Source organism: Saccharospirillaceae bacterium (assembly GCA_022448365.1).
In the GTDB taxonomy this organism is placed as follows: domain Bacteria; phylum Pseudomonadota; class Gammaproteobacteria; order Pseudomonadales; family Oceanobacteraceae; genus Bacterioplanoides.
The window spans coordinates 98,588-115,307 of sequence record JAKVCS010000001.1; the positions used below are offsets into that span (position 1 = coordinate 98,588).

The following is a 16,720-nucleotide window of genomic DNA, read 5'->3' on the forward strand; positions in this document are numbered from 1 at the left end:
CTCAGTATAACCGTAATGACATATTAGACCAAAATTACCTCATATGAGACGGAGAGAACCCAATATCTGTTACGTTAGTTATCCAGTAGTCAGAGGCTTTTACAAGCCTCTCAATATGGCATTGAGCTGCGACAGTGAACGTACATGATGCATGGTCTTCTCAGATTTTTTCTCAGCGGCGAGTTGCTCAAGCTGCAACAGCAAGGGGGCATTCCAGAACTGTGGTGACAACCGTAAGAACCGATAACTCTGGATGGAGCCGGCAATGACCGAACTGCCCTCAGGCCACCCCGCTGGCCGGACAAATAATCCTTTGATTAATCGTTTCGTCACCAGCCAATAACTCAGCCAGTAGGGCAAATCGATGTAAATCAAAGTGTTGGCTGCTTCCAGTCGCTGATAAAAAGATGAAAAAGGCCCAAGTCCGTCGATTAACCAAGCCGGAGAACTGAGAATTTCATCATGGGCTTTGGTATAGACAGGACGCTCTACCGATGTTCCATCCGGGTTGTAGATCAGCGAGTCGAGAGCGATCAATGGTAAATTCGCCTTTTCAGCCAGTCTTTTGCTAAAGGTCAATTTACCACTGCCGGGTTTGCCGAATACCGCAACTTTCTTCATATCCTGATACTCCTGTTGGTGAAATATGCCCAGGAGATGGAAAAAACAAACCCGCCTCTTGGGCGGGTTTGCTGAAATTTAATACATGCAGAATCCCACCACTCCTTATGGAATGATGATAATTCGCTGAAATCGTTGGTTGGTATATTGATGCACCACAGTACTCTGATTGAGAAATGTCGGTAAGTCAATCCGGAAAACTAACGCTGCAATTGAAAGCATAAAAAAACCCGCTTTTTCATGAGCGGGTTTTTCGATTACGCAAAGCAAACAACCAATAGTTTAAGGAATAAACTTAATTGGGTATTCGGCAACCGTCATATCCACGCCATCTCGGTTGCCAAATTGCATCTGACGACACTTGGCTTCCAGACGTTTATGAACCCTGGCGTTGTTCAGCTCACTCTTCTCAACCTTACAGGATGATACCGAGCCATCCGGCTGAATCTCAGCACGCAGCGTCACAGAACCCGCCAGGTTTGGATTACGTCGTAAAGCACTGCGGTAGATACGATCAAACTGTACTTTGTACTGCTCGAACGCTAGGCGCAATTCTTCCTGACCCCGGGTTGAGCTTTCCTGCGTTTCAGCGATTTGCTCTTCCGTCAGCTCTACTGCGGTCACATCGCGATCACTCAGTTTCTCACCCACGGTATCCGTTGTTAATGCGGCCACATCAACACCACCGGAGCCACGGGTGGCTGCTGAACGGTCAACCACACTGCCAACAGCGGTTGCTTTGGCACCCGCGTTACTCAGTCCTTTACTACTGGTGCTGAGTGCAGCAATCGGAACCTGAGCACGGGTTGCCTGCAATGCAGCTAATGCGTTGCCACCGAAGGCCTTTTTCGCTTTTTCTTTAGCGGCGGCTCGTTTTTCCTTAGTAGCCTTCACCTTAGGTTTTGGCTTGGGCTTAGGTTTCGGCTTTGGTTTTGGCTTCGGCTTTTCAACTTTCGGCTCTGGCTTCGGCCCGGGTTTTTTCTCGGGCTCAGGCTTCGGCTTCGGTTTTTCTTTCTTTACTACCGGCTTAGGCTTTGGTTTCTCTTTCTTTTTGCGCTCAAGTACCTTGGCCAGCTGCGGCGGCAATTGTTCCAGTTCTTTCCGGTCTTTAGCGGGCAACTCGATCATAGGAATGGCAATACCAACCATCACTACGAATAACAATAAGCCAAGCAAAATTCCGAAAAAACGTTGCTGCTGTCCACCATCGTTCCAGGGCAGTTCAGGAGCGCGATAATATACCGTCATATCAGGCTCCCCCTTCCTGTGGTGGCTTTTGCTCAACCGCTAACGAAATGTTATTGAAACCAGATTTAGCACTGGTGTTCATTACCTTTTTCAGCAGCGTATAAGGAATACCTTTATCACCCATAATGGTAATCGGACGCCCGAACGCTTTTTGCTCAGGAGACAGCGGCGCCCGGGATGCCATATATTCCAGCTCTTTTTTCAGCTGTGGCAGTTGCTCCCCTTTTTCTTTCTTCGCCTCCGCAGTCGATAAAATCACACGCCCCTGAACCAGAATATCCGCCGAGCTCACCATAATAGTAACCTGCTCATTGGGTTTATTTTCTGAAATAGAAACCGGTAACTTAATATCGTCGTTGTTCTGAACTTCCACTTCAGATTGATTCACCATCAGGAAGAAAACCAGAATAGTGAAAATATCCATCAGTGCAGTCAGGTTCAATGTACCGCTGGCTTTATTTCGTTTGTGATTGCGTTGCATACGCTTAGCGCGACGAGACATCTTCATGGTGTCACCTCCGCGCCGGCAGTTGCGCCCTCAACCGCTGCACTTTTATCGGCAGCATCTCCTAACGAAATTTCCGGGAATAGCTCAGCATCAACCAGTGACGCAGCAACCACCGCTGGATAACGACGCACGGTATCCATCACGGTCACTAGCGTCTGATAATCCACCTCGGCTTCAGACAACAGACTGATGTCTTTTTTGTCCTTAAAAACCGGATTCTTTTTGATGTCCTGCAAGGTGCGCGACAGCCCCTCGTAGTCAAATTCTTTAGCAATTTTCGGCAGCGCCGCCAGTTCCTCGGTTTGTTCCTTGTAGGTACGTGATATCACGAACCCGGAATTCCGAATGGTGACTTCCAGCGAAACATCCTCCGGATTTACCAGCCCAGGCTGATCTCCATTGGGAAGCTTCAGATCGAGAACGGCCACTTGCGAGAACACCATGTTCATCAGCAATACCGGCACCAATACGATCATCAGATTCATAAAGGATGTTACGTTGAGCTCCGCCTCTTCTTGTGGTCTTTTATGGCGTCTCATTGGATTAGCTCAACTATTATGCTGCTTTGTCGTTTTGGCCTGGCTTACGTTCGGTGATGATATTCAGGAATTTAACGCCTGCCATCTCGATGCTATCAACTATTTCGTTGGTTTTGGTTTGCAGAAAGCTGTGCATTAACAACAATGGAATAGCCGCCATCAGACCAAATGCGGTGGTGTTCATCGCAACGGAAATAGACTGCGAGAGCAGCGTCGCTTTTTCAGCGGGTGCAGCATTCGCTACCGCTGTAAATGCAGCAATCAAACCCATAATGGTGCCCAATAAGCCCATCAAAGTGGCAATATTTGCCAGAGTGGAAACGTACTGAGTACGTTTTTCCAGCTGTGGAATGGCTTCCATCAGGCCCTCTTCCAACGCGTACTCAATTTCTTCACGACCCTGAGATCCGGGAATACGAGCAATGGCTGCGGAGAAAATATTTCCGATTTTACTATCGGATGAATTGGCGTAGTTCAAAGCCGCGCGCAGGTCACGCTTTTGTAACATGGGCAGCATGTCATCAAACGCCTGACGATTACTGCTTTTTTCCTTCATAAGGAAGAACAAACGCTCAAATGCGATGGCAAGGCCAATCGCCATAATGATTGCGATTGGGTACATAAAGGTACCGCCTTCCTGGAAAAAACGAACGATAGTTTCCATTGATACTTCCCCCTAGCTTTAAAGTAGCTATGTCTTTGTTAGAGTTATTAGCCGCAGTCATGCAGGCATTTATAATTAAAGGCCTGATTTAACCACTATTTTCGTGATGAAAAAATACCCGAAACTCAGGATTATGGCCCTATCTGCCGTTATCCTGGCTCCATTGGTTAATCTGTGATCGATTTATTGTTGTTATTCGCTTTTCTGGTCAATTCCAGCACACGCTCATGATTTACTTCTTTTGGTAAATATCGCTCACTGTAACGCATCTCACGTCCAAGACTGACCCGATCAATGGGTTTCATCCAATGATCCCGGTAGCTGAAGATTGGCTGATACAAACGCCCGGTACCCGGAGGTGGTCGCCACGGAGTAATGTAAATCACGTGTGGTTCTTCACTATTACCCTGAATCGAAATACCCTGAAGACGAATAACGTTATCGCCTTCAGCAATGGCATTAGAACAGACCAGACTGAAAAATATCATAAGCAGTCGCATTATCACTCTCCCGCAACCTGTTCTTCTGTCGCTGCAGGCTGATTCGCTGCATTGCGACGTTGCAAGTCGGGAATCCAGATCGCCAGAGTATCTTCTGGCTCCGACATCATTTGTTGCGCAATTTCATACTGAGCCAGTGCTTTTTCAAGATCGTGTAAGTACAGGTCGTATAAGATTCCGAGATTGTAAGGTACATCCGGGTCTTGTGGATCGCATTTTGCTGCTGCAAGGTAGCTGATTTCGGCATCATTAAATCTACCCAGTTCACGTTCAATCAAGCCTTTTAATTTAAAGGCGGAACAAAAATCCGGATTAATGGTGAGTGCCTTGGTTAAACTGCTGTGGCTGTCTTCATACCGTTGTAGGTGGAACTGTGTCAAAGCCAGATTAGTCCATACGCCTGGGTATTCAGGGAATTTATCGACCAGTATTTGCCAGTGTTCTAATGCTTTTTTAACCGTATCAAGCCCGGCCAAATCATCTCCCGCTTCGTCACCTGCAACACCTGAGGCCAATGCTTCATCCATATCCTGCAACAATTCCAGACCGCTGTTATAAGCTTCAATCAATTGTGGGGGTAACGGTTTTTCTTTGGGTCCATCATCAATAATTTCCGGAGCTGGCTGCAGCAGGCTACAAGCGCCGACTAACAACACCAAACTGAAAAAAGAAAGACGTTTTACCAGAGAGATAATGACTGGCAGAGACTCAGCGAATTTGTTCGACATAAGAAATCGCCCTCTCCTGTTTATTATATTGCCCCGGCATTAACTCACCCAGGGAGGTATAACTCTGTTTTATCCAGCTATCGTATAAGCCATCATAAGTACGACCAGCGTTCGTTTGATGCACTTCAATGGCGGCCTCTTCAAGAGGAAACGCCTGATCCTCCAGCAAAAACTGATATTCTTCCGCTTCAACTTCATCCATACCGGCAGGACGTTCGGAGTTCATCAGCCCTTGAGCCAACTGTTTATAAAGTTCTCCGATACGAAATGTTGACGAGGTGGTGTACTCAAGTACTCCCAATTGCACAGCCTGGGTGTAACGTTTCAGTGCGGCCTGCATGAATTTATTCTTAAGGGTCACACTTTTATCCAATGGTAGGCTCAGATTCACTTTTTCAAATGCCACACGTTCAAAATCCCCCAGTTCAAAGGCTGCCTTTGCTGCCAAAAACTTCGAACGATCAGTCTGCTCTTTTTTCGCTTTTTCATTCAAGCTAATGATTTTCCCCAACCAGAAGCGCCGCTTGTCTTCATCACCTCGACTGGCATATATCTGATCCAGTTTGAAATGCGCTTCAATGGCAGCATCAAATGGGCGTTTGTAGGAATGGGCGTAACGCTTATACATAACGATGGCATTTTCCTGATCATCCGCTTTCTCGAAGTATTCGGCAGACTGGAAACATGCAATGCGCTGTTCTTCACGATTTTTACTGATTTTCCAAATCGTCTGTAATTCAAAAGCGGCGTTACGAAAATCACCTTTTTCTTCATAAGCAATAATGAGCTTACTTGGAATATCGGCAATTAATTTATTGTTCGGATAGTCCTTACGGAATTTCAGTAAGACTTCGATGGCCTGATCATAGTCCTGAGCTTCCATCAGGATGGTCGCCGCATCGTATTCAGCATTGATTTTAGTATTGCTTTCAGGAATAACCTCGGCCAGTCGACGCCAATGTCCTACCGCAACCTGAGGCTCGTCATTAGCCTTCGCCACTTCACCTTGTTTATAAATAGCTGCAGCCACTTTTTCTCGCAAAGCACGACGTTTGTTGCGACTCAGTTTTTCGTACTGACTGGCTTCCAACAACGCCATTTCCGACTCACCATAATAGCCCAGTTCAAAGCTTGAATGCCCCCGCACCAGAGCCGCGCCGTATTTATAACGGGCAGGCAATATTCCTTTTGATTCCCACGCTAACCGAGATGTTGATAATGCCTGAGCGTAATATTTATCCTTTAACAACATTTCCGCGGTATTGACGAGAACGGTTCCACGTCTCGGATCTTCGGGGAATTCCTGTACAAAACGCATGGCACTTGCAACAGTTAACTGTCTCCAAATCGACGTTTCACCTTTAGCGGGTTGGTATTTATTAAAGGCCAGGATAGCGGCGTAACCGGCTTCCGAAGCTTTGTCATACCCGGGGTACTGATAGGCAACGATCTCGTAGTGATCTTTCGCCAATTGATAATCACGCAATTCTGTTGCCACCTCAGCTAACAGGAAATGTGCTTTAACCACATCGTCCTTGTGAGGGAAGCTACGTACGTATTCTTGATACCATTTTTCAGCAATTTGAAGGCGCTTAACCTTATCCTTACGTTTCTTGGTACTTTGCCCCCAGGCATGATGGAAACTTGCAAGATCCCAGATATAACCGGCCAACGGCGCAGAAATAATATCGCGCACCGCTTGTCCATGTTTTTGCCAATAATTGCTTCCAACACCAAAGCGTTTGATATAAATGGTTTTATGTTTACGCAACAAGGTTGGGTAACGGGCTTTTTTGTAACCTTTAATCAGGCGTTCGTAATATTGCGGTGCAAGCACATCATCAGGATAACGGGTAACAAAGGCACGTAAGGTTGAAGCGCCCGACTTATAGTATTTTTTATCGTAATACTGACTGGCAAGGCGATCATAAAGCAGATATTCGTAATGACGCTGACCGTGTTTATCAAAGAACATGGCGATCTGCTCCCAATCGCCCATGTAATCAAAAATAATTGCCATGATACGCAGGATATCATTGAGCATGTCCAGCTCACCGCCCTTAGCCGAAGATAAAGCAGCAACATCCGGGTATTCCTCGTCCAGTACCTTGGTGAAGGCCAGTAACGACTGTTCATTTTCTTCCAGCTTAAAGAGTGCCCAACCCTTTAAATAGCCGGCGCTGACGTAGAATTTATTATCTTCACGGCCACGGTCGACCAGGCGTTGGTAAGCTTGCGCAGAGGCTTCATAATCACCTGCAGCGTACAGCAGCTGCCCCAGACGAAACTCTGTTTCAAGGTAATAACCAGAGCGCGGGTACTTAAGAGCAAGCTCTTCGAGAACAGCAATTGCTTGATAAGGCTGTCCGGTAATGGTGTAGGCTTTGGCCAGTTGATACAGCACCGCATCATTATCGACGCGATCAGGAAACTCTTTTAATAGCGCTTCATAATCCTTGATCGACGATAACGCCATATTGCGCTCTTCCCGGGTAGCCTGCGCTTCGTCCGCCAGCTCTTGTGCCAATAATTCGGCCTGTTGCTGTTCAACAACCTCATCACTCTGATCGTCGTTATCGCGCAGTACTTCTTCCGCCGCTTCGGCCAGGCGGTCCATTTTGAGTTCTTCGGCCTGTAATTTCAGACTGGCAATACGATGAGCTACGCGAATACGTATTTCCGCTTCCGTCGATACCGCCAGGTAACTCTGATAACGGTCAATGACCTCATCAGGTGTCACTTGCAGTGGTTCGTTGCTCATTAAACGAACCTTCAATTGCTGAATATTCTCCAGTTTCACCTGCTGTTTTGCCGGGTCCTGAAAAATAGCACAACCACTGACCATAAATATCAGCGCAATAATGGCAAGTCGCTTATTCACGCTCACCTCCGGTTGTATCTGGTTCCTCAGCGGTTGGCTGCTGATAATCATCGTAACCACCACCAGCAACGTTATTCTGCAAAGCGTCATCGTATAGACGAGCAATGGATAAACGCGATTGGGCAAGGTAATCTGTCAACCGGGTTTTCAGTCCATTCAGAAATTCATGCACCATATCGCGAACCTGCTGTTGCTGCTGCTGAATCAGAGCCTCGGTTGCGAGTTGCAATTGAGCTACCTTCCGGTCAGCCAGCCCCACTTTCTGAGGGAAACCTTTCCAGCTGCTGTCAGCCCAGAGCAAAGCTTCACGACTATTGTCGAGTTGCTCCAGCAACAGCTCACTTTCTGAACGCAGTTGCCAATACGCCTGATTGCTGTCCCAACGCCGCTCGGGCTTCTCCTCGTAGATAGTCCATAATTGCAATCCACGCATCCGGCGCCAGCGTTCTTTGTATATGGTCAAATCTCGTGTGGGTGTATTAATTTGTTGTAAATACTCGACACGGGGAACAACACTGGAAAGACGGGTAATATTCTCAGCATCCTGCTTCGAGGCGTAAGCAAATACTTTTTCGTCTTCGGCATGTAATTTTTTCTGCATTTGCAAAATTTTTCGAACCAGTTGCTGATGACGCTGTTCCATTGCCTGCAAACGCGCTTTACCGCCAGCCTGCTGCAACTGACTCTGACGCTTACCGAGTACGTGCTTCCAAAGACTCAACGCTTTCTGGTGTTTTGTAAGTTGCTCGGATAATTGTTTTAAATCGTGCAGATTGGCTGTCAGTTCATTAAATTGTGCGTCGTCAAGCAGCAACTGCAGCGAGCGGGTCATATCAGAGTCGTGCATGTCCTGCAGTTGAACACGCATCCAACCCCATGGCTCATCTTGTTGCTCCAACCACTGTGTCAGCCAGGCATCAATTGTTGCATCTTGATTTAAGACTTCCAGCTTATCGAGCATACGTTGGAGACGAATCTCTACCACTTCATACGTTTTTAAAGATTGAGTCGTAGCATTTAACAGTTCTAAAGCGTGCGGTACGCCAAGAATCGACTCGACCACGGCCGGATGAAAGTCGTTGTACTTTTGCTGCAGTATGCGCCACGGCTGCATTGCTTCCTGATACTTCCATTGCTCCACCAAAGCCCAGCCATAATGCAGCAAGCCAGGTGCGGTGAACGCTGAATCCTGGCTGATCTCTCTGAAGTAGGCCTCTGCACTGCGGTTTTTTCCTGAATCCAATGCGTATATCCCGGCAACCAACAGAATACGATCTTTTAATGCTTTACCCTCAAACGTGTCCGGAACGTAAAACGCCGTTTCCTCAACGAACTTTTCCAAATCGCGACTGTTGGCATTGCTCCGCATCAGCGCCAGCATCCAGTTGTAACGCGCCAGGCCAGTCCAGATTCCATTGCTGTCCATATTCTCCAACGATATTTTGGCTTCCGTAATCATATCGAGGTTCGAGCGGCTTGCAGACTGAATAAACAATGCCTGCTGGTAATACTCGTCGTTCAGAGAATTACGTAACTTGAGTGCTTTGTTGATGCTGGCTTCAGCATTTTGCCACTTGCCCAGCGAAAGCCAGCGCCGGGACAAATGAAACCAGGCATTACCACTACCAGCAACTTCACGAATACTGACCTCTGTATAAAGGTCTTGTGCCTGATGATCCAGACCTAACGCCAGCAGTATGGCTGCTTCCATCACTTTGCTTTCGCTATTCGTCTTACCAGCCGCCAGCTTCCAGGAGCGCAGTGCATTCAGTGCCTGCTGATAATTATCATCCAGATAATGGAAATAAAAAGCACCACGCAGCAAATGCTCTGACGGTTGTTCGCGGGTCTGATCCACTGTCTTAATTACAGCGGAACTGGGGGATGGCTCAGCCTGCAGGGGCAGCGTTGCCGAGAGTAGAAATATCAGAAGACCAAACATCAAACGCATAAGAATAATACTGCCTGCGATTACCAGCGTTTCAGCCGGGCATTTGAAGTTTTCAGCTCAGCCTCGTCAGAAATAACAATTTCCAGCAACAATGGCTGATCGTTTTTTTCCACCGTTTCGTTAATAACCAGCTCACGATTCTGACCCAGGTGATCAACACCCCGGACAACAATACGCAACTGGTGATTACCCGGTCCCATATTAATTTGAGCCAGGGGCTGAACCGCGCCCATGCGCAAAGCGTTGATCTGGCGCTCGGTATAAATGTGTTGAACCGGGTCGAAGTCATCACTTTTCACCTCAATGGACAAGGGCTCAAAGAACTCTCCGTAAGCCAACGAAAAATAAAAAGCTGCCCGGGTTGTTGCTGGACTCAATAGCTCCTCTTCCAGAGCATACAATTCTTTGTTCAGCTCCAGCACGGCCTGCTTCACAGAACGAATATCGTCACCAACTTCAGCCTGATTGGCCTGGACGGTTATCGCCATAGTGACCAACAGCACAGACAAAATCTGTTTTACCAACGTCATTATTTCCTCACTTTGTGCCGCCTCTGAGACACACTTATATTCTATTGATCAGCCGCAATGGTTCTGTAGAGCAGCGGGATCGTGTATGCATTCGGCTGGTTATTTCAGCCTTTGTTGCTGCGCCAGCCACGATGGCAGCAATTCGTTTGTGCTGGAGAAATTATCGTCCAGGTCGCCCAGCATCAGATGTTCAAGTACACCTTCGCCATTGATCAACATAATTGCCGGCCGTGATTTAAATTGCCAGGCGGTTTTCCAATACGGATCGGCAACCAGAACAGGCAGCCGCATATCCGGTGCTTTATCATCGCCATCCGGCGTCCAGATGAACCAGGTAACCAGTCCCTCGGCCTGCAGACCTTCAGCCATTAGCTGATATTGAACTAATTGTTCATCACACTGATCACAATCGTCGAGCCAGATCAGCATTACGGCCTGACCTTTTACTTCTGCCAGTCGCTGTCCCCAGCCATTCGCTGCAGGTAAAGAAAAGTCCGGCACACTCTGCCCTGGTGCAATGACCGATGTCTCAGAACTGTCCTGAGCCACAACCAGGCTTGAGGCAATAGCCATACAACTGATCAGAAATAGGATCCGAACGATAATCCCCATTGGATCCCCTTGCTGACTTTGGCTTGTTTCAGATTGTCATCATTGATCTGGAAAGTCTTGGAATCCAGAGACAACCAACGTTTACCCATGATTAATTGCCAGGACAACCCCAGACCGGTGTAGCGACCGCTGCTGTCACCGGTAAATTGTTCTCCCAAATATGCCTCAATACCCAGTTGCCAGGGATAAGCGCGGACGCCTGAAAAGCTGGCGGAGCCTTGCATCAGGTTGTAGCCGAGACCGCTGTTCACCAGCACACTGGTCACATCCTTTTTTACCAGAACCTGGCCACCCGCGTCGGCAATAATGCGGTCACTGAACGTACCGGATTGCAAATTAGCCAACACATACCAGCGCTCTCCGGCAAAATAACGGCCACCAAAGGTAAAGGCCATATTAGCCGTCAGGTTCTCCTGAGCAACCTTCCCAACACCGAAACCCCAACTGCCATTGGTGCGTTCGATGCTTTCCTGTTTACTTACACCAGCAACAAGCACTTTGGGCTGGTAGATGTCCGTCGTTTGCGCTTTGGCGCTCGTCATTAAAACCACGAAGACACTCATAAAAACACAGAATTTTCTAATCAGGGACGTCATATCTTTAAATTCCAGATCAATGAAACTTCGTTGTGATTCGCACTATTACCAGAAAGCGCCTGTTCGGTATTCAAACGCATGATCATGCTTAGTTGCTTATTTAAATCAGCGTGCCAATCCAGATTCAGACCAACCAGGCCAGTCGTCAACATTGTTTGATCATCGCTCCAGTGACGGCTGCCCTCCTCATTAACACCAACACCGACAAAGGCACCCGCACGAACCGTTTGGGTATCGCCAAACCGCTTAAGACCGGTTTCCAGAGCCAGCGAAAGACTTTGCCAGGCCGATTCGCCAAAAGCGCGTCGCTGTGCACGCAAAGCCAGAGTGTTTTTTTTCACAGGGTAAGCCAGTGCAATATTAACCGCTCGTTGGCTACTGCCACCGAATTGCAGATTCCACTGAGAGACAATCGGTTTTTGCCGGATGAGCCAAAGCTGAGACTCACTGACATGCACTGATTGAGAGATATATGAGCGGTGAGCCCAGCCCTGTATGCGCTCATTACCAAGGAGAAGCCACTCCCCTTGTAAACGGATCGGCTTTAAGCCGTGATCTGAAGATACTTCGAACACCACAGAAAATGCATCGCCAGGACCATTCCTCAGCTGAATGCGGCGATCATCAGCGAGGCTGAACTGAGCAACAAGTGATTGCAGTAATATGAAAATCAACAGTTTGCCTGAACAAGCTGTCAATGGATGTTTCCCCAGGCCCAACATGGTCTAACGCCCTAGTCATTATTTTAGTTATTCGGACATCCCTGCCAGATCTTCCGTATTGTCCTACAAAGACCACCACCAAACAATTGGTACGATCGTACTTTACAAAGTTTCCTGCGCTATTTACTCAAGTGACGCATTGCGTCTTCAAGGCCCTGCAGGCTCAGAGGATACATTTTATCTTTCACAATCTCCCTGATTGCGCCAAGAGATCCACCCTGTCCCCAATGCGCTTCCGGCGCCGGATTGAGCCAAACCAACTTATCAAACTGATCTGCCATCCGCTGCATCCAGACAGCCCCAGGTTCTTCATTCCAATGTTCAACACTGCCACCCGCATGGGTAACTTCATACGGCGCCATCATGGCATCACCAACAAAGATCACTTTGTAGTCACTGCTGTATTTTCTCAGAATATCCCAGGTTTCAGTGCGTTCGTTCATGCGGCGGATATTATTTTTCCAAACAGACTCATACAAGCAGTTATGGAAATAGAAGGTTTCCATATGCTTGAATTCGGTTCGAGTCGCTGAAAACAGCTCTTCACAAACACGTACGTGCGGGTCCATCGATCCGCCCACATCAAAAAACAGCAGCACCTTCACTGCATTGTGGCGTTCAGGCACCATCTTAATGTCAAGGAATCCGGCATTTTTCGCGGTTGACTCGATGGTGTCACTCATATCCAACTCTTCAGCAGCCCCCTGACGAGCGAACTTGCGAAGTCGCCTCAGTGCTACTTTTACATTACGGATACCGAGATCGATGGAGTCATCCAGGTCACGATAATTGCGCTGCTCCCAAACTTTGATTGCCTTTTTATGTCGTGAGCGCCCCTGATCAATACGTATGCCCTCAGGATTATAACCATTAGCACCAAACGGCGAAGTACCGCCCGTGCCAATCATTTTATTGCCGCCCTGATGGCGTTTTTTCTGCTCATCCAAACGTTTCTGGAACTCGTCCATCACCTTATCGAAGCCGCCCATCGCCTCGATCTGTTCCATCTGCTCTTCGGTCAGCATGCGCTCAAATTCTTTACGCATCCAATCATCGGGGATGTTGGCTTCTTCCATCAGGGCTGGCATTGCGTCCAGTCCTTTGAAGTAACTGCCGAATGCTTTGTCGAATTTATCGTAATGCTTCTCGTCTTTAACCAGCACAAGCTTGGCTAACGCATAAAAGTCATTCAGGTCGGCAAAGGCTACGTGAGCCTGCACAGCGGCAACGAGGTCCAGATATTCCCGAACTGAACATGGAACTTTGGCCTGACGAACTGTTTGAAAGAAATCAATGAGCATAGGAAATGCCTTTTCAGCCCTTACGACGACTCATAAATGCCAGTTTCTCCAGCAGCTGGACATCCTGTTCATTCTTCACCAGAGCCCCATACATGGGTGGAATTGCTTTCGAAGTATCTTTATTACGCAAAATCTCTACGCCGATATCGTCAGCCATTAACAGCTTAAGCCAATCGATCAATTCTGACGTCGAGGGCTTCTTCTTCAGGCCCGGTACTTTTCGAACGTCAAAAAATACATCCATCGACTCCGTGACCAACTCATTCTGAATGCCCGGATAATGCACTTCGACAATTTCTTTCATGGTGTCGCGATCAGGGAAATCGATGTAGTGGAAGAAACAACGACGCAGAAAAGCGTCCGGCAGCTCTTTCTCGTTGTTACTGGTAATCAGAATAATTGGGCGATGCTTGGCGACAATGCGTTCTTGAGTTTCGTAACAGAAGAATTCCATCTTATCGAGTTCTAACAATAAGTCGTTCGGAAACTCAATATCTGCTTTATCAATTTCATCAATCAGCAGAACAACAGGCTTATCGGCAGTGAACGCTTCCCATAACTTACCTTTCACGATGTAGTTCTTGATGTCGTGAACTTTGTCATTCCCCAACTGAGAGTCGCGTAAACGGGAAACGGCGTCATATTCGTACAAACCCTGATGTGCCTTGGTTGTACTTTTGATGTGCCACTGAATCAATTCGGTATCCAACGACTGAGCAAGCTGCTCGGCCAGCATGGTCTTACCGGTTCCAGGCTCACCTTTTAGTAACAATGGGCGCTGCAAAGTGATAGCGGCGTTAACCGCCATACGCAACTCCGGAGTTGCTACATAATCGTCTGTACCCTGAAACTTCATAAAAACCTCTGGCTTAATTAGCTGACACGAATATTATTCAACAAAATACGCCGGAAGTATAAGGAGGGGATTATGGATCAGCAAGGCAAAAACGACGTCAAAGGCCCGTCGATTTTGCCAGTTGAGAAAACAGTTTGCTCATTTCTGTCCGCTTAATTGCGGTCATTATTCCTTTTTGTCGTCATCTGGGGCATCAAACTCTCCCCAGTCATCATCTCCGTCGCCACTGCCATCAAGCTCTTCCGGATCAATCGAGAAGTCATCATCCAAGCCGAGGCCGGTATCGGTTCCCGCCCCAAGAGTGGCGCCAGGTGTACCACCTGCGGCCGAAATCTCTTCCTCCCCCTCATCATCGAAAGAATCGAAGTCTCCATCAAGGTCAGCTTCATCAAATTCAGTCTCAAGATCCGGGGGAAGCCCAGTGTCATTTACTTTCGATGCCACATCAGAATCAACCGGAGCCGCCATCATTGGCTTCCGTTTCTTAAACCACCAGAATGCGGCACCGCCAAAGACGGTCAGATTACCCAGTGCGAGAATCAGATAAACCCACCAGGACACTCCGCCTTCAGTCTCTTCAGCAGTCTCGCTTAGAGGCTCCGTGGTCATTTGTTCCTCAAATGTCGCTTTCAAATCCGGCTGAATCTCGGGCTCTGATTCGGGTTCAACCTGAGCATCAGGCTGAACCTCTGGCTCAGGCATGACGGCCTGTGGGGCATTTTCTGGCTGCACGAGGTCTTGCGCCGATGATTCTGGCTGCACAGCAGACACGCCCGTATCTGACTGCGCCATCGCAGTGCTCTCTGCTGACGCATCCATCGCAGCAACAGTACTTTCAGCGACCACTTGATCAGATATTGTATCGGTACCCGGTTTAACCAGCGGAAAAGCCGCTTTGATACTCTCCGGCTTACTTTTGAACGTACTACCATTGGATGTGACGCCGCGAATATTGAGAAGGGCATCATAGTCGCCCTGCCCCTTATCAGCTGACAGCGGCAAGTGCCAGAAATTATTTGCCTGATCAAACGTCATCGAATGAATCACGGAACTGCCATCCGGACTTGTGACACGCGCAATCACTCTGGAAAGACCGGTATCGACGTTATCAACCTCAGGTGTCACATAAATATTCAGCACCTGCTCACCATAGTCAGGCTCGATTTGAACAGCCAAAGGCTCCATCAGAGTAGCGGTGAGGACTTGGCGACGCTGGAAGGTACGTCCGGTGGCTGTAATTTCGACCTGATATTCCCCTTGTTGCGACAACCGTGTCAAAGACTCAAGAAACACACCGTCTTCCGGTAACGACTCCGGATCGGACAATAACTTACTTCCGGTTCTGCCATCGGGAGCCTTCACTTTTAACGTAAAGTCCGTTAACTCAAGAATGGCTTTTTCATCCAGAATTTTATCTTTTTCTGTGAGAGCAATTTCCAGGTTTACCGGATAGCCAGCAAAGATGCTGCCCGGCAATCCTTCGACCTGCAACTTCAGATCAGTCAGAATCTGGACACGATTGTCCGGATCAACATCTGCATCAGCTGCCCAACCGCCTGCCTCCGGATTCTTAACGGTAATCAAATCGAAATTAATATCGCGATGCCAACGAATATCTTCATTCTTACGGCTATTTTCCTGCGAAATGATTCCGCCATCAGGAGCCACCAAGGTGGTTTCACGCGCTCCCGCTGCGCGAAATACCAGTGCGGTAAACTCTTCAATACTGGCATCAATTTCAAAGCGGTTATTGGTCATCGGTACCTGTTCAACCGGAACAGCGCGATCAAACGCTTTGAGAAAGGCTTTCAATAGCTGATCTGCATTATCGGCCTGCAAATAGAGACCGCCGGTTTCCAAGGAGATTTGCTGTAGCGTTGCATTATCCGCCGCACCTGATAGTGCAAGCGTATGAATCCGGGCACCTGCGTCTATGTATCGGGGTAATACCTCATTCAGTAATCGTGTTTTTTCACTCGCATTGATATCGGCTCCCTGTCCGGGAGTAACCATATCAATCTTGCCATCAGTCAGAAGGATCACACTGTGATCAAAACCGGAATCCTCCGACATCTTCCATGACGCTTTATCTAACGCTTCTACAAGGTTTGTTTGCAAACCAACAGAACTGATTTGCTCAGCGCTTAACTTGGCCTTATCACGCCAGGCCTGATCAACATTTCCCAGAGGCACCAACATATTAATGTATCGGCCAAATGTCCAAACACCACTCTGAGCGCCATCGGGCAACAACTCAACCAGTAAATTCAGCGCTGGGGCCCGCAGGTTATTCGGATCGGTTTGCTTCATACTGCCTGAGATGTCTATGACGATTCGCACATCGGAGGCTTTAGAGTTAGGTTCAGCGTGAATGCGCTGGGTAGAAAATACAGCAAGAAGGGAAAACAGCAGGAGCGATACAGAAATCACCCCCGACAGCCAACAACGCTTAATCATAAGTGC

At 47.9% G+C, this 16,720-nt stretch carries 16 protein-coding genes; all 16 read right to left on the reverse strand.

Annotated features, from left to right (window positions below; translation table 11 throughout):
• Positions 1 to 99 precede the first annotated feature (99 nt).
• Positions 100 to 621, reverse strand: a complete 522-nt coding sequence (locus tag MK185_00430; GenBank protein MCH2039087.1) for an adenylate kinase — start codon at positions 619 to 621, stop codon at positions 100 to 102.
• Positions 622 to 903: 282 nt separating this feature from the next.
• Entirely contained in the window at positions 904 to 1,869 is a 966-nt protein-coding gene (locus MK185_00435; GenBank protein MCH2039088.1) for an AgmX/PglI C-terminal domain-containing protein, read from the reverse strand.
• Between the two features lies 1 nt (position 1,870).
• A complete protein-coding gene (locus tag MK185_00440; GenBank protein ID MCH2039089.1) occupies positions 1,871 to 2,377 on the reverse strand; it encodes a biopolymer transporter ExbD in 507 nt (168 codons plus the stop codon).
• The gene (locus MK185_00445; protein ID MCH2039090.1) at positions 2,374 to 2,862 is read right to left on the reverse strand and encodes a biopolymer transporter ExbD; all 489 of its coding nucleotides are present in this window, start codon (positions 2,860 to 2,862) and stop codon (positions 2,374 to 2,376) included. Before MK185_00445 ends, MK185_00440 begins: the two co-directional genes overlap by 4 nt.
• Before the next feature lie 70 nt (positions 2,863 to 2,932).
• Positions 2,933 to 3,580, reverse strand: a complete 648-nt coding sequence (locus MK185_00450) for a MotA/TolQ/ExbB proton channel family protein (GenBank protein ID MCH2039091.1) — start codon at positions 3,578 to 3,580, stop codon at positions 2,933 to 2,935.
• 167 nt (positions 3,581 to 3,747) lie between these two features.
• Entirely contained in the window at positions 3,748 to 4,080 is a 333-nt protein-coding gene (locus tag MK185_00455) for a hypothetical protein (protein ID MCH2039092.1), read from the reverse strand.
• 2 nt (positions 4,081 to 4,082) lie between these two features.
• The gene (locus tag MK185_00460) at positions 4,083 to 4,808 is read right to left on the reverse strand and encodes a tetratricopeptide repeat protein (GenBank protein ID MCH2039093.1); all 726 of its coding nucleotides are present in this window, start codon (positions 4,806 to 4,808) and stop codon (positions 4,083 to 4,085) included.
• The gene (locus tag MK185_00465) at positions 4,789 to 7,689 is read right to left on the reverse strand and encodes a tetratricopeptide repeat protein (protein ID MCH2039094.1); all 2,901 of its coding nucleotides are present in this window, start codon (positions 7,687 to 7,689) and stop codon (positions 4,789 to 4,791) included. Before MK185_00465 ends, MK185_00460 begins: the two co-directional genes overlap by 20 nt.
• Positions 7,682 to 9,640: a hypothetical protein gene (locus MK185_00470; protein MCH2039095.1), complete on the reverse strand. Its 1,959-nt coding sequence runs from the start codon at positions 9,638 to 9,640 to the stop codon at positions 7,682 to 7,684. Before MK185_00470 ends, MK185_00465 begins: the two co-directional genes overlap by 8 nt.
• Positions 9,641 to 9,660: 20 nt before the next feature.
• Positions 9,661 to 10,170 carry a hypothetical protein gene (locus MK185_00475; protein MCH2039096.1) on the reverse strand — a complete coding sequence of 170 codons (510 nt, stop codon included), beginning with the start codon at positions 10,168 to 10,170 and terminating at the stop codon, positions 9,661 to 9,663.
• A 99-nt stretch (positions 10,171 to 10,269) separates the two neighbouring features.
• A complete protein-coding gene (locus MK185_00480) occupies positions 10,270 to 10,743 on the reverse strand; it encodes a peroxiredoxin family protein (GenBank protein ID MCH2039097.1) in 474 nt (157 codons plus the stop codon).
• An 8-nt stretch (positions 10,744 to 10,751) separates the two neighbouring features.
• A complete protein-coding gene (locus MK185_00485; protein MCH2039098.1) occupies positions 10,752 to 11,378 on the reverse strand; it encodes a hypothetical protein in 627 nt (208 codons plus the stop codon).
• On the reverse strand, positions 11,375 to 12,052 hold the full coding sequence (locus MK185_00490) for a hypothetical protein (GenBank protein ID MCH2039099.1): 678 nt from the start codon (positions 12,050 to 12,052) through the stop codon (positions 11,375 to 11,377). The genes MK185_00485 and MK185_00490 overlap by 4 nt, the downstream gene beginning before the upstream one ends.
• 167 nt (positions 12,053 to 12,219) lie before the next feature.
• Positions 12,220 to 13,401, reverse strand: coding sequence for a VWA domain-containing protein (locus MK185_00495; GenBank protein MCH2039100.1), 1,182 nt, complete (start codon positions 13,399 to 13,401; stop codon positions 12,220 to 12,222).
• Positions 13,402 to 13,414: 13 nt separating this feature from the next.
• Positions 13,415 to 14,257 carry a MoxR family ATPase gene (locus MK185_00500; GenBank protein ID MCH2039101.1) on the reverse strand — a complete coding sequence of 281 codons (843 nt, stop codon included), beginning with the start codon at positions 14,255 to 14,257 and terminating at the stop codon, positions 13,415 to 13,417.
• 165 nt (positions 14,258 to 14,422) lie between these two features.
• Complete coding sequence (locus tag MK185_00505) at positions 14,423 to 16,714, reverse strand: VWA domain-containing protein (GenBank protein MCH2039102.1); 2,292 nt, start codon at positions 16,712 to 16,714, stop codon at positions 14,423 to 14,425.
• Positions 16,715 to 16,720: the final 6 nt, after the last annotated feature.